Source organism: Actinomadura macrotermitis (assembly GCF_009604375.1).
GTDB classification, from domain to species: domain Bacteria; phylum Actinomycetota; class Actinomycetes; order Streptosporangiales; family Streptosporangiaceae; genus Spirillospora; species Spirillospora macrotermitis.
The window spans coordinates 951879-970613 of sequence record NZ_WEGH01000003.1 but is presented as its reverse complement, the minus strand read 5'-3'; the positions used below and the strand labels follow the sequence as shown (position 1 = coordinate 970613).

Here is an 18735-nt window from a genome sequence, read left to right as displayed (position 1 = left end):
TCATGCGCGTCTATCTGCCGTCCACGCTCGCCGGGCTCGCCCGCGCCCACGCCGACCGCGAGCTCGGCCCCGCGCCGCTCGCCGCCTACGCGGTGACGCCGGGGCTGCGCGAGTGGTACGCCGAGGGCGACACCGAGGAGCTGGAGTACGCCGCGCTCACCGCGGCCGCCCGCGCCTCGCTGCGGCTGCTCGCCGCCGGCCCGGCCGCCCCGCCGCGCCGGGTCGTGCTGGCCGCCGAGGTGCCCGACGACGCCGTCGAGCAGGTGAACGACGAGGACGAACGCGCCCTGGTCCGCCTCACCGCGCCGGTCCCCTGGAAGAAGATCGCCTCCGGCCACGTGGACGACCCCGCCGCCGAAGAGGACGTGAAGGCGGCCGCCGAGGCCGTCACAGCGGCCGACGCGGGCGACGCGGACGCCGCCTTCACCGCCGACGGCGCCGAGGGCCACGAACTTCTCTGGTACGCGACCCAGGAGCTCGGCGACCTGGTCTCCTGACGCGTCACCCGCCGGTGCGCGGGTAGATCCCGGGCATAGCGACAACGACGTCGGCAGGCTTAGGGAGCAGTGATGGACGCCGTCACCAACGTGCCGGTCCCGGTGAACGAGCCGGTGAAGGGGTACGCGCCGGGCAGTCCCGAGCGTGCCGCGCTGGAGGCGCGGCTCAAGGAGCTCGGCGGGGTGCGGCACGAGCTGACCATGGCGGTCGGCGGCGATCACCGGCCCGGCGGTGGTGAGCCGATCGAGGTGGTGGAGCCGCACAACCGCGCCCATGTGCTCGGCGAGATGCGCAACGCGACCGACGACGACGTCCGCGCCGCGATCGACGCGGCCCGCGAGGCGGCTCCGGCGTGGCGGGCGATGGCGTTCGACGACCGGGCCGCGATCCTGCTGCGCGCCGCCGACCTGCTGGCGGGCCCGTGGCGGGCGACGCTGAACGCCGCGACGATGCTCGGCCAGTCCAAGTCGGTGCAGCAGGCCGAGATCGACTCGGCCTGCGAGCTGATCGACTTCTGGCGGTTCAACGTGGCCTTCGCGCGGGAGCTGTACGCGCAGCAGCCGATCTCCTCGCCGGGGGTATGGAACCGGGTGGAGTACCGGCCGCTGGAGGGGTTCGTCCTCGCCATCACCCCGTTCAACTTCACCGCGATCGCCGGGAACCTGCCCACGTCGGCGGCGCTGATGGGCAACGTGGTGCTGTGGAAGCCGTCGCCGACGCAGCAGCTCGCCGCGCACTTCACCATGCGGCTGCTGGAGGAGGCGGGCCTGCCGCCCGGCGTGATCAACATGGTGACGGGGGACGGGCAGGCGGTGTCGCGGGTGGCGCTGCCGCATCCGGACTTCGCGGGCGTGCACTTCACCGGCTCGACGGGCACCTTCCAGGGCCTGTGGCGCACGATCGGCGCGAACATCTCCGGCTACCGGGGCTATCCGCGCATCGTCGGCGAGACCGGCGGCAAGGACTTCGTGGTCGCGCACCCGTCCGCCGACCCGGCCGTCCTCGCCACCGCGCTGGTACGCGGCGCGTTCGAGTACCAGGGCCAGAAGTGCTCGGCGGCCTCGCGCGCCTACCTGCCGCGCTCGCTGTGGGAGGGGATGCGCGACGACTTCGTCGGCCAGGTCGAGTCGCTGACCATGGGGAACGTGGCCGAGGACCTGTCGGTCTTCATGGGCGCGGTGATCGACGACCGGGCGTTCGCCAAGCACAGGGCCGCGATCGAGCGGGCGAAGGCCACCGCGTCGACGACGATCCTCACCGGCGGCGAGGTCGACGACTCGCGGGGCTGGTTCGTCCGGCCGACCGTGATCGAGGGCACCGACCCGACCGACGAGATGTTCACCACCGAGTACTTCGGCCCGATCCTGGCCGTGCACGTCTACGACGACGCCGACTACGACACGATGCTCACCCAGATGGAGTGCGCCGCCGACTACGCGCTGACCGGGTCGATCATCGCCCGGGACCGGGCGGCGGCCGCCGAGGCCGCCGCGAAGCTGCGCTTCGCGGCGGGCAACTTCTACATCAACGACAAGCCGACGGGCGCGGTCGTCGGGCAGCAGCCGTTCGGCGGCGGCCGGGCGTCGGGCACCAACGACAAGGCCGGCTCGATCCTCAACCTGACCCGCTGGACGAGCGTGCGGGCGGTCAAGGAGACGTTCGTGCCGCCGACCGACCACCGCTATCCCCACATGGGCTCATGATCGCCTTCCGGTTGCGGTGACCCGGGGGCAGGCCCGACGATAGGCACGCCCCAGCAGGGGCGTGCCCTCGGACGCACATGGGAACGGGATGTCGACGCTGAACCGGCTGGTGCTCTGGAACATCGACCACACGCTGGTGGACGTCGGCCGGGTGACCCGGGAGGCGTACGCGGAGGCGTTCGAGCGCACCACCGGCCGCCCGCTGGTGCGGCTCGCGCCGACGCCCGGCCGCACCGAATCGGAGATCATCTTCGAGACGCTGGCGTTCAACGACATCGTCACCACCGACGACCACCTGCCCGCCTTCATGGTCGCGCTCACCGAGGCGTTCGCGGCCCGCCGCGCCGGGCTGCGCGAGCACGGCCGGGTCCTGGCGGGCGCCGCCGAGGCCCTCGCCGCGCTCGCCGCGCTGCCGGGCACCGCGCAGACGGTGCTGACCGGCTCGATCCGCCCGAACGCGCTGCTGAAGGTCGGCGAGCTCGGCCTGGACCGGCACCTGGACCTGGACAGCGGCGGGTACGAGAACGGCGTCTACAGCAAGGCGGCGCTGCTGGAGATCGCGCGCACCCGCACCGCCGAGAAGCACCGCGCGCGCTTCACCGAGACCGTCTACATCGCCGACTCGCCGCGCGACGTGCAGGCCGCGCACATCGCGGGCGCGCCGATCGTCGCGGTCGCCACCGGCAGCGCCACCGAGTCCGAGCTGCGCGCGGCCGGCGCCGACGTCGTCCTGGCCACCCTCGCCGACACCGACCGCGTCGTCCGCGCCGTCACTGAACTGGGGGCCCGGTGACCGCCCTGGTCCAGCCCGCCGACGCCGAACGCCTGCGCGCGCCCGCCGGCGAGTACCTGGTCCGCCTGTCCGGCGCGCAGACCGGCGGCAGGCTGGCGATCGTGGAGTACACCTTCCCGCCGGGCGCGCTCGGCGCCGCCCCGCACGTCCACCACGGCCACGAGGAGCACTTCCAGATCCTCGACGGGGAGGTCACCTTCGACCTGGCCGACGGCCAGGTCGCGGTCGGCGCGGGCGGTACCGTCTCGGTCCCGCGCGGCGTCGCCCACGGCTTCCGCAACGCCTCCGCCGACCAGGCCCGCTGCCTGTTCATCCTCACCCCGGCGGGCTACGAGGACTATTTCCGCGACCTCCACCGCGCCCTGGAGAACGGCGACCCCCTCACCCCCGACCGCCTCGCCGAACTGCGCGCCAAGTACCGTACGGTCTCCGCCTAGCCCAAGATCACCCGGCTTGCGCGGGGGGTGGGGCGGGGCCGATATTGGGGGTGGCGTGCAAAGCCGCACGACAGGAGGGGTGAGCTGATGTCCCAGGTGTCCGAGGACGCTCCGCTGTGGGAGCCGTCCGACGCGGTGATCGCCAATGCGCGGGTGACGCACTTCCAGCACTGGCTGCTGGACCGGGGCGTGCTCACCGAGTCCTACGCGGACCTGTGGAACTGGTCGGTCACCGAGGTCGACGAGTTCTGGGACGCGGTCTGGGCCTACTTCGACGTCGCCGGCGAGCGGGGCGACGGGCCCGTCCGCAGCGGCGGCGCCATGCCGGTCGACGGGCTGCGCTGGTTCCCCTCCGCCACCGTCAACTACGCCGCGAACGCGCTGCGCGGCGCCGCCGACGACACCGCGGTGATCTTCCGTTCGGAGGCGGGCGGGCACCGGGTGCTCACGCACCGGGAGCTGGCGCGGCACGTCGCCGAGGTCCGCGCGGGCCTGGCCGCGCTCGGCGTCGGCAAGGGCGACCGGGTCGCGGCCTACCTGCCGAACATCCCCGAGGCGCTGGTCTGCTTCCTGGCGGCGGCGTCGCTGGGGGCGGTCTGGTCGTCGTGCTCGCCGGACTTCGGCTCCTCGTCGGTCATCGACCGGTTCGCGCAGATCGAGCCGTCGGTGCTCATCGCGGTGGACGGGTACGCCTACAACGGCCGGCACTTCGACCGCCGCGAGACCGTCGCCGAGATCCAGGCCGCGCTGCCCACCCTGGACGCCACCGTCCTCGTCCCCTACCTGGACCCGGCCGCGTCGCTGCCGGGCACGCTGCCCTACGCCGACCTGCCGAAGCCCGGCCACGAGCTGGAGTTCGAGCCGGTGCCGTTCGACCACCCGCTGTGGGTCGTGTACTCGTCGGGGACGACCGGCCTGCCGAAGCCGATCGTGCACGGGCACGGCGGCGTCGTCCTGGAGCACCTGAAGGCCCTGTCGTTCCACCAGGACCTCGGCCCCGGCGACGTGTTCCTCTGGTACACCACGACCGGCTGGATGATGTGGAACTACCTGGTCGGCGGGCTGCTGGTCGGCGCGACCGTGGTCATGTACGACGGCGCGCCGCTGGACCTGTGGACGCTCGCCGCCGAGACCGGCACGACCTACCTCGGCGTCGGCGCGCCCTACCTCATGGCCTCGCGCAAGGAGGGCCGCCGGCCGGGCGCCGAGCTGGACCTGTCGCGGCTGAAGGGCATCGGCTCGACCGGGTCGCCGCTGCCGCCCGAGGGCTTCGACTGGGTGTACGCCGAGGTCGGCCGGGACCTGCTGCTCGGCTCCTTCTCCGGCGGGACGGACCTGTGCACCGGCTTCGTCGGCCCCTCGCCGCTGCTGCCGCTGCGCGCCGGCGTCATCCAGTGCCGGGGCCTCGGCGCGAAGATCGAGGCCTTCGACGACGAGGGCAAGGCCCTCATCGGCGAGGTCGGCGAGCTGGTCCTGACCGAGCCGATGCCGTCGATGCCGGTGGCGTTCTGGAACGACACCGATGGCGCCCGCTACCGCGAGTCCTACTTCGACATGTACCCGGGCGTGTGGCGGCACGGCGACTGGATCAAGATCCTGCCGGACGGCGGCTGCGTCATCTACGGCCGCTCCGACTCCACCCTCAACCGGGGCGGGATCCGGATGGGCACCGCCGACTTCTACCGGGTGGTGGAGGCGTTCGAGGAGATCGCCGACAGCCTGGTCATCGACACCGGCCGGCTCGGCCAGGAGGGCCGCCTGCTGCTGTACGTGCAGCTGGCCGAGGGCGCCGGGCTGACCGAGGACCTGGCCGGGCGGCTGAAGCGCGAGATCCGCTCGGCCCTGTCGCCGCGGCACGTGCCCGACGAGATCACCGCCGTCCCGGCCGTCCCGCGCACCCTGTCGGGCAAGAAGCTCGAGGTGCCCGTCCGCAAGATCCTGCAGGGCGTCCCGCCGGAGAAGGCCGCCAACCGCGACTCCCTGGCCAACCCCGAGGCGCTCGGGTACTTCGTGCCCTGATCAGCGGGTCTGCTCCTGGTAGGCCAGGATGTCGGCGCGGCGGTAGAGGCGGCGGACGCGGCCGCCGCCGAGCGGCTCCTCGCGGGCGGGCGCGGGCCAGCCCGCGGGCGGCCGCTTGGCGTAGACGGTCGCGCTGCTCTGCGCGAGGCCGAGGATGCGCGCGGCCTCGGCGAGGGTGACCAGGTCGCCGGGGGACCCGGCGGGCTCCGCCAGGGCCGCGTACCAGGCGGTCCAGGCCGCCTCGTCCCAGTACAGGGCCTTGCCGTGCCGGTGCGCCGGCTCGGGGTGGCCGTTGGCGGCGCGGTCGGCCCACAGCTGCTTCAGCCGGTGCCTGGACAGGCCGTGCCGTTCGGCGAGCTCGTCGCGGGTGGCCAGGCCCTCGGGGACGGCGGGCGGGGCGGTGTGCCCGGCGTGCCAGCGGTCCCAGGCCTCGGCGTCCCAGGCGAGCTGGGAGCCGACGGTGCCGGCCGCTTCGGGATGGCCGTTGGCGGCGCGTTCCCGGTACCACTTCTCCAGGGTGCTGCGCCCGAGGCCGTACCGTTCCATCAGGTCGGCCCGGGTGTGGACGCGGCGCCCGTCCAGCGTGCTCATGGCGCCATTGTCGCGGAAATGAATGAGGGGCCGCACCGTAAGGCGCAGCCCCGTGTCCGTCAGATCAGCTTGTCGGTATCGCGGGCAGATCCCTCCAGGCGGGTCGGGCGGCTCCACTGAAGTTCGCGCGGTAATATCCGCGGAGTCGCTCGACGGTCACTGTGCGTCCCGGTCTGGGCGAATGGATGAACCGATTTCCGCCCAGATACATGCCGACATGGCCGAGCCCATTGAAGAACAGCAGGTCACCGGGCCGCAGCTGGCGCCGGCTCACATGCGTGGGAATCTGGCGGAACTGCGAGTACGTCACGCGCGGGATCTTGACGCCGGCGTTGCGCCAGGCCTGCTGGACGAGGCCGGAGCAGTCGTAGCCGCGTGGTCCGGTGCCGCCCCAGATGTAGGGGCGTCCGCGCTGCCGGAGCGCGAAGGCGATCGCGCGGTCGGCCTTGCGGTCCCAGGCGGCGATCATCTGGGAGCGCTTGCGGCGGGCGGCCTGCTGGAGCGAGGCGAGCGATCTGGCCCGTGCCTCGGCCCGTGGCCGGCTCCGTGGTGCGATGCGCGGTACGTCGCGCGCGCCGCGCTCCCGCGGCGATCGCTGGAAGTGCTTGCCGCGCTTGCGGGGCAGGGACCATTGCAAGGCCGTGGTCCAGGGATGCCGTTCGATGGTCCCGGGCTGCTCTCCGGCAGCTTGTGGTCGTCGTCCGGCCGGGTCCGTGCCCGGGTCGCGCTGGGTTTGGATCTTCTCCGTTCGGGCGGCGTCGGCGGCGTGCGCCTCGGTGATGCCCGGCGTCAGCGCCAGGGTGACCGAGGCCGCGCCGCAGGCGGCCCTTAAGGGGATGGACATGTATGTCGTACCTCCTCACAAGATCATCCGACGGCTGTCTACCCGGCGCGCGGAAACGGCATTCCTGAGTTACTCCGAAATTACCCGGTTGACCTGCGCAAATGACTTACGATGTCGGATAAGGTCCGCATTGCCCGGGGCGGCCGGGCGGTAGGGTGGAGCAGACCATGGACGCCCGAAGGGCAGCCCCCCGGTCATCTCGCGCCATACGGTCGCCGGGCCGGGTCAACCTCCTCCGGGGCCAGGACGTCATACCGGCACAAGGGCCGTGGGCCCTTTTCGGTCCGGTTCGAAAAGAGAGGAACGGTTCCGCGCATGGAGGTTGGGGCGCTGCGGTCCGGCGACCCGGAGCGGCTGGGGGAGTACGCCCTGGTCGGACGGGTCGGAGAGGGCGGCCAGGGCAGCGTCTTCCTCGGCACGGCCGAGGACGGCCGGCGGGTCGCGGTGAAGCTGCTGCACCCCGAGCTGACCGCGGACGCGAAGGCCCGCGCCCGGTTCCTGCGCGAACTGGAGGTGGCCAAGAGGGTCGCCCCGTTCTGCACCGCCCAGGTGATCGACGCCGACGTGGACGGCGACCGCCCCTACATCGTCAGCGAGTACGTGCCCGGCCCGTCGCTGAACCAGCTGGTGCAGGGCGAGGGCCCGCTCGCCGGCGCCGCGCTGGAGCGGCTGGCGGTCGGCACCGCCACCGCGCTCGCCGCGATCCACCAGGCCCGGATCATCCACCGCGACTTCAAGCCGCACAACGTGCTGATCGGCCCGGACGGCCCGCGCGTCATCGACTTCGGCGTGGCCCGCGCGATCAGCGGCTCCACCACGCTCACCAGCAAGGTCATCGGCACCCCGTCCTACATGGCGCCCGAGCAGATCCGCGGCGAGGAGGCCGGCACCGCCGCCGACGTGTTCTGCTGGGCCTCCACCCTCGCCTACGCCGCGACCGGCGAGCCGCCGTTCGGCCAGGACTCCATCCCCGCGGTGATCAACCGCATCCTGCACGAGGAGCCGAGGCTCGGCGGGCTGGACGGCGCGCTGCGCGACCTGGTCGAGGACTGCCTGGACAAGGACCCGGCCCGCCGCCCGGCGGCCCGGCAGCTGCTGATGCGGCTGCTCGGCCACGAGGAGGCCGCCGTGCCCGCCGTCCCGGCCGCCGCGACGTCCTCGGACGAGGCGACCGCGATGCTGGCGGTCGGCAGCGAGCTGGCCGCCGAGCTCGGCGACGAGGAGGTCCGCGCCGCCGAGACGCAGGCGGTCCGGCCCGTCCGCGCCCCCGAGTCCGGGCACGGGCTCACGCCGCTGGCGGAGGAGGCGCCGTCCTCCGGCGACACCGCCGAGCGGCTGCCGACGCCCGCCGAGTGGGCCGCGCAGAACACCCTCACCCCGGTGCAGGCCGCCGGCCCGGTCCGGCGCCGCGGCGCCGCCGCCGCGCTGACCCGCCCGGCCGCCCTCGCGGCCGCCGCGGCGCTGGCCGTCGCCGTCGTCATCACCGTGGCGGTGCTGGCGTTCAGCGGCCCGGACCGGGGCACCACGACCAAGCAGGTCAGCGACCCCAAGCACCCCGAGCAGGCGCAGACCTCCGCGCCGGAGACGGCCCCGACGGCCCGGCACACCCAGCGGCGGCAGCAGCAGGTCGCGCCGCCCACCGAGACGCCGTCGCCGACGCCGACCCCGTCGGAGGCGCCCACGACGGCGCCGTCGACCCCGCCGGCCGCCACCACGCCGCCGCCGTCCCCGTCGGCGCCGCCCACCACCGACCCGACGCCGACGAGCGGGCCGACCACCCCGGACGCGCCCGGCCCGACGGCCACCCCGCCGGCCGGCGGCGCCAACGCGGCCGGCGGCCCGCCCGCCGGATAGGCGGGCACCGGGCGGACTCGGCCGTTCCCGGCGAGTCGCGCGCCCGGGACTGGCAGGGTGGTGACGACCACCCGGGCCCGTTCGCGCAGGTCGGCTTTGTGGCGATTCCTGACTAGGCTGGCGCGGTGAGCGGCGCCACAACGGGGTGGCGGAAGTTCTCTAGGGAGTTTTTGATGGGCGGCAAGCTCGACCAGGCCAAGGACGACATCCTCCGGAGGGCGGCGGAGACGTGCGCGCACCGGCCGGGCGCACGCGGCGGTGATCTGGAGGAGGCGGTCGCGTACCTGCGCCTGTACTACCGCCACGTCGCCCCCGAGGACCTGCTGACGCGCGATCCCGCCGACATCTGCGGACCGGCGATGGCGCACCGCACGCTCGGCGAGGAGCGGCCGCAGGGCCGCGCCAAGGTGCGCGTCTTCACCCCCACCGTGGAGGAGTGCGGCTGGGACCCCGGCCACACGATCGTGCAGGTCGTCACCGACGACATGCCGTTCCTGGTCGACTCGGTGACGATGGAGCTGAGCCGGCACCAGTTCACCACCCATCTGATCGTGCACCCGCTGATCGGGGTGGACCGCGACGTGGCCGGCCGGCTGCTGGCGTTCCGCGGCAGCCGCGACAGCGACCTGGACCTGGACGAGTCCTGGATCCACATCGAGATCGACCGCACCAGCGACCGGACCCGGCTGGACCAGCTGGAGAAGGACCTGCAGCGCGTCCTGAACGACGTGCGGGTGGCGGTCGAGGACGAGACCAAGATGCGCGCGCGGGCCGGCGAGGTCGCCGCGCAGATCCGCGAGGAGCCGCCGCCGCTGCCCGCCGCCGAGCTGGCCGAGGGCGTGGAGCTGCTGGACTGGCTCGCCGACGGCCACTTCGTCTTCCTGGGCTACCGCGACTACACCCTGGCCGAGGACGGGGCGGTGCTGCGCCCCGAGCCCGGCACCGGCCTCGGCATCCTGCGCGCCGACAAGCTGGAGTCGGACTCCTTCGCCGCGATGCCGCCCGAGGTGCGCGCCCGCGCCACCCAGCCGCACCTGCTGATCGTCACCAAGGCCAACTCGCGCTCCACCGTGCACCGGCCGCTGTACCTGGACTACATCGGGGTCAAGCGGTTCAACGAGCTCGGCGAGGTGATCGGCGAGCGCCGCTTCCTCGGCCTGTTCACGCACGTGGCCTACAGCGAGTCGATCTCGCACGTCCCGGTGCTGAAGCGCAAGCTGGACGAGGTGCTGGAGCTGGCCGGGTTCACCGCCGACTCCTACGACGGCCAGGACATCATCGAGATCCTGGAGAGCTACCCGCGCGACGAGCTGTTCCAGATCTCGGTGGACGACCTGCTGCCGATCGCGCTCGGCGTGCTGCGGCTGCGCGAGCGCCGCCAGTTGAAGCTGTTCCTGCGCAAGGACATGTACGGCCGCTACATGTCGTGCATGGTGTACCTGCCGCGGGACCGCTACACCACCAAGATCCGGCTGCGCATCCAGGAGATCCTGCGCCGCGCCTTCGAGGGCGTCAGCGTCGACTACAGCGCCAACGTCACCGAGTCGATGCTGGCCCGGCTGCACGTGGTGGTGCGCGGCGAGCGCGGCCGGCCGCTGCCCGACGTGGACGTGGACGAGCTGGAGGCGCGCCTCGCCGCCGCCACCCGCTCCTGGGCCGACGACCTCACCGACGCCATCACCGAGCAGTGCGGCGAGGAGCAGGCCGGCACCCTGGCGCGCCGTTACGGCGAGGCGTTCCCCGAGGGCTACAAGGCCGACTTCCCGGCCCGCACCGCCGTGGCCGACCTGCGCCGCCTGGACGCGCTGACCGCGGGCGCCGACACCTCCATCAGCCTGTACGAGCCGTTCAGCGCCGGGCCCGGCGAGCGGCGGCTGAAGATCTACCGGCTGGGCGAGCCGATCTCGCTGTCGCGGGTGCTGCCGCTGCTGCAGAACATGGGCGTGGAGGTCGTCGACGAGCGGCCCTACGAGATCCTGCCGGCCGACCGGCCGCGCGCCTGGATCTACGACCTCGGCCTGCGCTACGACCCGCCGAAGGACGTGTCAGAGGAGGTCGTCAAGACCCTGTTCCAGGACGCCTTCAACGCGCTGTGGCGCGGCGACATCGAGAACGACGGCTTCAACGCGCTCGTCCTGCACGTCGGCCTGGACTGGCGGCAGGCGATGGTGCTGCGCGCCTACGCGCTGTACCTGCGCCAGACCGGCACCTCGTTCTCCAAGCGCTACATCGAGCAGGTGCTGCTGCGCAACGCCTCCATCACCCGGCTGCTGATCCGGCTGTGGGAGTCGCGGCTGGACCCGAGCCTGGCGGGCGGGGAGTCCGAGCGCAGCGAGGCCATCGCCGAGGAGCTGCGCGGCGACCTGGAGGACGTGGCGAGCCTGGACGAGGACCGCATCCTGCGCGCCTACCTGTCGATGATCCAGGCGACCCTGCGCACCAACCACTACCAGCGCAAGCCCTACCTGTCGCTGAAGTTCGACCCCGCGGGCATCCCGGACCTGCCGCAGCCCCGCCCCAAGTTCGAGATCTTCGTGTACTCGCCGCGGGTCGAGGGCGTGCACCTGCGGTTCGGCTCGGTCGCGCGCGGCGGGCTGCGCTGGTCCGACCGGCGCGAGGACTTCCGCACCGAGATCCTCGGCCTGGTCAAGGCGCAGGCGGTGAAGAACACCGTGATCGTCCCGGCGGGCGCCAAGGGCGGCTTCGTCGGCAAGCAGCTGCCCGACCCGGCCGCCGACCGCGAGGCGTTCATGAACGCCGGCATCGCCTGCTACAAGGACTTCATCTCCGGCCTGCTGGACGTCACCGACAACCTGGTGGACGGCAAGGTCGTGCCGCCGCCGGACGTGGTCCGCCACGACGGCGACGACACCTACCTCGTCGTCGCCGCCGACAAGGGCACCGCGACGTTCTCCGACATCGCCAACGGCGTCGCCGCCGAGTACGGCTTCTGGCTCGGCGACGCGTTCGCCTCCGGCGGCTCGGTCGGCTACGACCACAAGGCGATGGGCATCACCGCGCGCGGCGCCTGGGAGTCGGTGAAGTACCACTTCCGCTCGCTCGGCAAGGACGTGCAGAACGAGGACTTCACCGTCGTCGGCATCGGCGACATGTCCGGCGATGTGTTCGGCAACGGCATGCTGCTGAGCGAGCACACCAGGCTGGTGGTGGCGTTCGACCACCGGCACGTGTTCGTCGACCCCGACCCCGACCCGGCGGTCTCCTTCCGCGAGCGGCAGCGGCTGTTCGCGCTGCCGCGCAGCTCGTGGGCCGACTACGACACCTCGCTCATCTCGCGCGGCGGCGGGGTGTTCCCGCGCACCGCCAAGTCGGTCCGGCTGACGCCGGAGATGCGCGCGGTGCTCGGCCTGCCCGGCGACGTCAAGGCGCTCACCCCGTTCGAGCTGATCCGCGCCGCGCTGAAGGCGCCGGTCGACCTGCTGTGGAACGGCGGCATCGGCACCTACGTCAAGGCCTCCACGGAGAACAACGCCGACGTCGGCGACAAGGCCAACGACCCGGTCCGCGTCGACGGCGCCGAGCTGCGCTGCAAGGTCGTCGGCGAGGGCGGCAACCTCGGGCTCACCCAGCTCGGCCGGATCGAGTACGCCCGCAGCGGCGGGCTGGTCAACACCGACTTCATCGACAACTCCGCCGGCGTGGACACCTCCGACCACGAGGTGAACATCAAGATCCTGCTCGACCAGGTGGTGCGGGACGGCGAGCTGACCCGCAAGCAGCGCGACACGCTGCTGGACTCGATGACCGGCGAGGTCGCCGACCTGGTGCTGCGCGACAACTACGCGCAGAACGTGGTGCTGGCCGCGTCCCGCGCGCAGGCGCCGTCGATGCTGCACGTGCACGCCCGCTACCTGCGCCGGCTGGAGCGCAGCGGCCGGCTGAAGCGGCGGCTGGAGTTCCTGCCCGACGACAAGGCGCTGGCCGAGCGGCGGCAGGCGGGCCTCGGCCTCACCCTGCCGGAGTTCTCGGTGCTGCTCGCCTACGCCAAGATGACGCTGGACGCCGACCTGATCGGCTCGGACCTGCCGGACGACCCCTACCTGGACTCCTGGCTGGCCGGCTACTTCCCGACGCCGCTGCGCGAGCGGTTCCGCGGCTACATGGACCGGCACCCGCTGCGCCGCGAGATCATCACCACCGCGGTGGTGAACGACGTGGTCAACAACTCCGGCATCACCTTCGTGTTCCGGATGAACGAGGAGACCGGCGCGTCGCCGTCCGACATCGCGGGGGCCTACCTGGTCGCCCGCGAGGTGTTCGACATGCCGCGCTTCTGGCGGTCGGTCGAGGGCCTGTCGCACCAGGTGGAGGAGTCCACCCAGATCGCGATGCTGCTGGAGGCGCGCAAGCTCACCGAGCGCGGCGCGCGCTGGCTGCTGCACAACCGGCGCCCGCCGTTCGACATCCGCGAGACGATCGACTTCTTCGCCGGCGGCGCGCTCGCCCTCAGCGCCCGGCTGCCCAAGCTGCTGGCCGGCCTGGACCTGGCCGCGTTCGAGCAGCGCCGGGACCAGTTCGCCGAGCTCGGCGTGCCCGACGAGATCGCCGAGCAGTGCGCGATGCTCGGCGCCGCCTACTCCACCTTCGACCTGGTCGGCATCGCGCACGACACGGGCCGGCCGGTGGAGGAGGTCGCCGAGGTCTACTTCGACCTGGCCGACCGGCTGCAGCTGTCCCGGCTGCGCGAGCGGATCATCGCGCTGCCGCGTGACGACCGGTGGCGCTCGATGGCCCGCAGCGCGCTGCGCGACGACCTGTACGCCGCGCACGCCGCCCTCACCCGGGACGTGCTGGTCACCAGCGAGCGCGGCATGGCGCCCGAGGCGCGGCTGCTGAACTGGACGGGCAAGAACGAGACGGCGGTGCTGCGCGCGCAGCAGACGCTGTCGGAGATCTGGGAGAGCGACAGCTTCGACCTGGCGACGCTGTCGGTGGCGCTCGGCTCCATCCGCACCCTGGTCAACGCCAGCTCGCTGCCGGGGACGGGCGCCTAGCCCGCGGTGCCGGCCCGCGGTGCTAGCCCTCGGTCAGGGAGACCGAGGTGCCGAGGACGCGGGCCTTGCCGCCCGTGGCGGGGGAGTAGCCGATCGCGAGCCACTGCCAGGTGGCCCGCACGGTCCCGCCCGGGTCGGCGCCGGTCTTGGTGAGGTAGGCGCGCAGCTCGCCGGGGAGCCGCTCCGCGGTGCCCCCGGTGAGCGTCTGCCGCTGCGTCAGCCCGTACCAGACCAGGGAGCCGCCGTCCCTGGTGCGCAGCGCGTGGGACGGGCCCGGCCCGGGCGTGAACCGTCCGGGCGGGGCCGTCCAGTCGCCCGATCGGCCCGACCGGGCCTGCGTGGAGAACGCGTCGGGGGCGAGGCCGGTCTGGTCGTTGCTGGTCAGGTAGGCGGCGTGCGCGGCGGGCAGTCCCCGGTCGGACGCCGGGACGGCGTACCCCTGCGGGTCGTAGGCCAGTTCGGGCGGGCGGCCCTTGAACGTCAGCCAGTGCGCGGCGAGCCACGGCTCCTTCGCGGAGTTGCGCGTGAACAGCGCGAGGACCTGGCGTTCCCTGCCGTCCGAGCGTTCCAGCGCGGCCACCGCGAACCAGCGCGGGCCGCCGCTCAGCCGGGGCACGTAGAAGACCGGGTTGCGCAGCGAGATCCGCGCCTCCGCGCCGAGTGCGCCGTAGGTGCGGACGCGGGCCCGGACGGGCGCGGCGAGGGCGCCGGTGACGGCGGCCCGCCAGTCCCGCTCCTCGCCCGAGGTCAGCGCCTTGTTGTGCCGCGCCACCCAGTCCTTCAGGACGCGGGCGGACTCCTCGGCCGACACCGCCGGGGCGGCCGGCCGGGCCGCGCCGGCGGTGTCCGCCGGGTCCGGGTCGTCCGAGCAGGACGTCAGCGTGCACGCGGCCACGACCAGCGCCAGATAACCGCGCATCTCCACCTCGGACGGATGTTCCCGACGATTGCCGCGCCAGTGTAGAGAAGAACGGGCCCGGGGGCGGAGGCGGGTGGTGCGGGGAAAGGCGGTGCGGGAAAAACCCGTCGGGTGCGGAGCGGTCCCACCGCAGCGGTCAAGAAGAGTGGGACCGCCCCGCCACCCGACGGAGATCAGGAGGCGTCGACGGCGATGGCCTTGCGGTAGATCCCGTTGACGGTGGCGGCGCCGTGCGGCGGCACCACGGCCAGGTACTGGATCAGCACCGTGGAGTTCATCCGCTTTTTAACCGAATCGGGGGTGGTGAGCCCGATGAGGTCGCCGGATAGACGAAGCCTGCCCCGTTTCGCCGCCGAATACGCTTCGGTCTGCTTGACGGTGTACCAGACCAGCGCGCCGCCGTCCTTGGTGCGCAGCGCGTAGGTCGGCGCGGCGTCCGGGCTGAACGCGGCCTTCATGTCGACGCCGCGCTTGGTGAGCGCGCTCTGCCCGGCGCGCAGCGCCTCGTAGGCCCCGGTGGTCTGCGGCCCGGGCGCGATGCCGCCGGCCCCCGCCGCCTTCGGCCCGCCGTTCAGCAGCGCGGTGTGCGCGGCGCCGATCCGGCCCGGCGCGATGGCGAGGCCCTTGGCGTCCAGCGGGACCGGGGCGGCGAACCCGCCCTCGTCGCGCGCGGCCTTGGCCAGCGAGGTGTCGGCCGGGAACGGGTCGGCCGTGGCCAGCCACGGCGCGCCCTCCTTGGCCTGCGTGAACAGCAGCGCGTGCCGGAAGCCCTGCCTGCCCGTGCGGCTCACCGCGTCGACCGCGAACCAGCGCGGGTAGCCGCTGAGGCGCGGGATGAGGAAGCTCGTCGAGCTGAACTTCAGCGGCGCGGCCTTCTTCTTCACCGCCTTGCGCAGCTTGACGGACGCGACGTCCATCGGCAGCAGCGGCGCGCCCTCCACCGGCGACAGGGCGGCCGGATCCAGGCTCTGCCCCGCGGTGGTGACGGCGGCGGCGTAGCGGTTCAGCGCCTGCTCGGCCTGCTGGCGGGTCAGCGCGGGCGCGGCGTCCGCGCTCGTGTCCCCCGAGCAGGCGGCGGACAGCAGCGGAAGGAGGAGGAGCGCGCTGCCACCCAGGGCACGGGTGGGCAGGGCGGGGCGTACGGGCATGAGAGTCCCCCGAGATGGTGATGCGGCGAGTAAGCCGCGTCACATCATCGCAGGGTCACCATGTGATCACTGTGCGAATACGAAAATCGGCGAAGAGGCCGGCCGATCGTCCCCGGGGCGATCGGCCGGCGCCGATCAGCCGGTGCCGGCCTCCTGCTGGCGCATCCAGCGGATCTCGGCCTCGATGAACTCGTCCAGGTCGCCGTCCAGCACGGCGGTCGGGTTGCCCGCCTCCACGCCGGTGCGCAGGTCCTTGACGATCTGGTACGGGTGCAGCACGTAGTTGCGGATCTGGGTGCCCCAGGAGCTGGTGCCCTCGCCGCGCAGCGCGGACATCTTGTCCGCCTCCTCCTGCCGCTTGCGCTCCAGCAGCTTGGCCTGCAGCACGTTCATCGCGGTGGCCTTGTTCTGCAGCTGGCTGCGCTCGTTCTGGCAGGACACCACGATGCCCGACGGCAGGTGGGTGATCCGCACCGCCGAGTCGGTGGTGTTGACGCCCTGGCCGCCCGGGCCTGACGAGCGGTACACGTCGATGCGCAGCTCGCTCTCGTCGATGTCGACGTGGTCGCTCTGCTCCACCACCGGCACCACGTCCAGGCCGGCGAACGAGGTCTGCCGGCGGGCCTGGCTGTCGAACGGCGAGATGCGCACCAGGCGGTGCGTGCCGTGCTCGCCGCGCAGGGTGCCGTAGGCGTAGGGGGCCTTCACCGTGAAGGTGGTGGACTTGATCCCGGCCTCTTCGGCGTAGGAGGTCTCGTAGACCTCCGTCGGATAGCCGTGGCGCTCGGCCCAGCGCAGGTACATGCGCTGCAGCTGCTCGGCCCAGTCGGCCGCGTCCACGCCGCCGGCCTGGGCGTTGATGGTGACCAGCGCCTCCCGGGCGTCGTACTCGCCCGACATCAGGGTGCGGACCTCCAGCTGCTGCACCGCCTTGTGCAGCGACGCCAGCTCCTCGTCCGCCTCGGTGCGCGTCTCGGCGTCGTCCATCTCGTCGGCCATCTCGTAGAGCGTGGCGACGTCGTCGAGCCGCTGGCGCAGGGTCTCCACCCGGCCGAGCTCGCTCTCCAGGTACGACAGCCGGCGCGTCACGCCCTGGGCACGCTCCTGGTCGTTCCACAGGTCAGGGTCGGCCGACTGCTCGCGCAGCTCGGCGATGTCCCGGCGCATCGCGTCCAGGTCCAGCACCTGCTCGATGCCGCCCAGGGTCGAGCCGAGCTCCTTGAGCTGATCTTTAGGGTCGATTCCTGCCACGCTCCTGAGCTTATCGCCGTCCCGGCACTGCCCGAGCGTTCGCGGCGGCGGGGCGGGTGGCAGAATCTCGGGCCACGGAGATCCGTCCATGCCGGTCGGCCGGGACAAATAGAGTGTCCGCACGGATCTTCACGGGGGATCCGCCGGGATTCGGGAAGGCCGGGGGCAGTGCGTAAAAGGTCTGTGACGGTGGCGGCGGCGCTGCTGCTGCCGATCGCGCTCACCGCGGCTTGCGGCGGCGACGATCGGCGGGCGCGCCCGGCGGCGATGCCGGAGATCCCCAAGCCGGTCCCCGAGCCGCTGACCCCGCAGGTCGCCGACCGTGAGTTCCGCGCCTACGTCAGCAACGACGATGTCGCCCGCACCACCGGCGACGAGCGGCTCGCGCTCTCCTGGGTCGTCGAAGGCCAGTACGCGCTGACCGCGGCCGAGTACCGCAAGGCCCTGTTCGAGCACCGCCCGGTGGCCCGCTACACCTACGGCACGCCCAAGCTGTACGTGCCGCGGCTGAAGGACGCCGTATATCCCCAGTGGTTCGTGGCCTCGGTGCACCGGACGGTGCGCGAGGGCACCGGGCAGGACAGCAAGGGCAAGGACAAGGGCAAGGACGCGCTGATGGGGTTCGTCCGCCGCTCGGCCGGCGAGGACTGGAAGCTCAGCCTGGTCACCGAGCCGGCGCCGAAGGCCAAACTGCCCAAGGTCGTGGTGGACCGTGACGGTTACGCCACGGCGATCGCCCCGTCCGACGGCTCGCTGCGGATCCGGCCCGGCTCGCTGCCGAGCATCCAGGCGACGATCGCCTCCGAGGGCCCCAACAGCATCGCCACCGACGTCATGAAGCCGGGGCCGTACACCACCGGCATCTACCAGCAGCCCCGCCGCGCCAAGCGCCGGAAGGACCTCAGCCTGCAGTCGGTGGTGGTGGTGACGAACTACCAGCTGTTCGCGCTGGCCACCGAGCACGGCAACGGGCTGGTGCTGTACGCCCTGACGCGCAACAGCTACCTGCTGCCGAAGGACAGGAACAGAAAGGACGTCAAGCCTCCGATCCCGCCGGAGGTGGCGTTCCTGCTGGACGGGACCGTCAAGGGCAACGAGATCGACATGACGCAGACGCTCCAGTTCGCCGCGTTCGACCCGGTCAAGGCCAAGTCCGGGGAGCAGCCGAAGGCCGACGTCGTCGCGCAGGGCGGCGGCTACGTCAAGGCGAGCACACCGCCGTTCAAGTCCTCCTAGCCGAGTCCTCCTGGCGGGACCCGCGGGAGCCTCAGGCGAGGCGCTGCAGCAGCAGCGCGACGAACAGCAGCGCCACCAGCCCGGCCAGCACCAGCATCGGCGGGATGACCGGACCCTCGCCGTGCATCCGGTCACGCGCGTTCCGGCAGGTCGGGCAGCGTCCCTCGGCCACCGGATGGGAGCACTGGGCGCAGATCAGATGGTCGCAGCTCATCGCGCTGCCTCTCTCCAGCCGGAAGTTCCTGTCACTGAGAACTTTAGGCGCCATTACGCGGCAATCGGCATGTCCGGGCTGTAAAGTCCTGCGGGACCCCGGGACCGGGTGGTCCAGGCGGTGCCCTCGCACCCCTACACTGCTCGGAACGCATCGGTTTACCGAACCGATACGTTGTGGAGTCCCGTCGGTGACCGGATCTCGGTGCGGTCG

The 18735-nt window shown here is 72.6% G+C and carries 14 protein-coding genes; 8 read left to right on the top strand and 6 right to left on the bottom strand.

The features are described from left to right. The first annotated feature begins 2 nt into the window (after positions 1-2). From ACRB68_RS25840 to ACRB68_RS25820, 5 genes are all read left to right on the top strand, one after another. Entirely contained in the window at positions 3-497 is a 495-nt protein-coding gene (locus ACRB68_RS25840) for a DUF6912 family protein (protein WP_153536687.1), read from the top strand. 72 nt (positions 498-569) lie between these two features. Further along, complete coding sequence (gene pruA, locus ACRB68_RS25835; protein ID WP_153536686.1) at positions 570-2201, top strand: L-glutamate gamma-semialdehyde dehydrogenase; 1632 nt, start codon at positions 570-572, stop codon at positions 2199-2201. An 88-nt stretch (positions 2202-2289) separates the two neighbouring features. Further along, complete coding sequence (locus ACRB68_RS25830; RefSeq protein ID WP_153536683.1) at positions 2290-2994, top strand: HAD family hydrolase; 705 nt, start codon at positions 2290-2292, stop codon at positions 2992-2994. After that, the gene (locus tag ACRB68_RS25825; protein WP_207709822.1) at positions 2991-3431 is read left to right on the top strand and encodes a cupin domain-containing protein; all 441 of its coding nucleotides are present in this window, start codon (positions 2991-2993) and stop codon (positions 3429-3431) included. The genes ACRB68_RS25830 and ACRB68_RS25825 overlap by 4 nt, the downstream gene beginning before the upstream one ends. An 87-nt stretch (positions 3432-3518) precedes the next feature. Next, positions 3519-5450, top strand: coding sequence for an acetoacetate--CoA ligase (locus tag ACRB68_RS25820; RefSeq protein WP_153536681.1), 1932 nt, complete (start codon positions 3519-3521; stop codon positions 5448-5450). Here ACRB68_RS25820 and ACRB68_RS25815 read toward each other — a convergent pair whose 3' ends face one another. Both ACRB68_RS25815 and ACRB68_RS40610 read right to left on the bottom strand, forming a co-directional pair. Beyond that, the gene (locus ACRB68_RS25815) at positions 5451-6041 is read right to left on the bottom strand and encodes a hypothetical protein (protein ID WP_153536680.1); all 591 of its coding nucleotides are present in this window, start codon (positions 6039-6041) and stop codon (positions 5451-5453) included. A 64-nt stretch (positions 6042-6105) separates the two neighbouring features. Next, positions 6106-6885 carry a C40 family peptidase gene (locus ACRB68_RS40610; RefSeq protein ID WP_207709821.1) on the bottom strand — a complete coding sequence of 260 codons (780 nt, stop codon included), beginning with the start codon at positions 6883-6885 and terminating at the stop codon, positions 6106-6108. A 315-nt stretch (positions 6886-7200) separates the two neighbouring features. On the opposite strand from ACRB68_RS40610, the gene ACRB68_RS25805 reads away from it, so the two are divergent. Both ACRB68_RS25805 and ACRB68_RS25800 read left to right on the top strand, forming a co-directional pair. Further along, entirely contained in the window at positions 7201-8739 is a 1539-nt protein-coding gene (locus ACRB68_RS25805; protein ID WP_153536678.1) for a serine/threonine-protein kinase, read from the top strand. Between the two features lie 173 nt (positions 8740-8912). Then, positions 8913-13754, top strand: a complete 4842-nt coding sequence (locus tag ACRB68_RS25800) for an NAD-glutamate dehydrogenase (protein ID WP_153536676.1) — start codon at positions 8913-8915, stop codon at positions 13752-13754. Between the two features lie 22 nt (positions 13755-13776). Here ACRB68_RS25800 and ACRB68_RS25795 read toward each other — a convergent pair whose 3' ends face one another. The 3 genes from ACRB68_RS25795 to prfB form a co-directional block, all read right to left on the bottom strand. Next, a complete protein-coding gene (locus ACRB68_RS25795; protein WP_153536674.1) occupies positions 13777-14673 on the bottom strand; it encodes a hypothetical protein in 897 nt (298 codons plus the stop codon). Positions 14674-14846: 173 nt separating this feature from the next. Next, the gene (locus ACRB68_RS25790; RefSeq protein ID WP_235959883.1) at positions 14847-15821 is read right to left on the bottom strand and encodes a hypothetical protein; all 975 of its coding nucleotides are present in this window, start codon (positions 15819-15821) and stop codon (positions 14847-14849) included. A gap of 135 nt (positions 15822-15956) precedes the next feature. Then, on the bottom strand, positions 15957-17072 hold the full coding sequence (gene prfB, locus ACRB68_RS25785; RefSeq protein WP_328594769.1) for a peptide chain release factor 2: 1116 nt from the start codon (positions 17070-17072) through the stop codon (positions 15957-15959). A gap of 168 nt (positions 17073-17240) precedes the next feature. Between prfB and ACRB68_RS25780 the strand changes: the two genes are divergently transcribed. Further along, positions 17241-18308 (top strand): hypothetical protein, encoded by a 1068-nt coding sequence (locus ACRB68_RS25780; RefSeq protein WP_328594767.1) that lies wholly within the window; start codon positions 17241-17243, stop codon positions 18306-18308. A gap of 31 nt (positions 18309-18339) precedes the next feature. Here ACRB68_RS25780 and ACRB68_RS25775 read toward each other — a convergent pair whose 3' ends face one another. Further along, positions 18340-18522, bottom strand: a complete 183-nt coding sequence (locus tag ACRB68_RS25775) for a hypothetical protein (protein ID WP_153536672.1) — start codon at positions 18520-18522, stop codon at positions 18340-18342. Positions 18523-18735 lie beyond the last annotated feature (213 nt).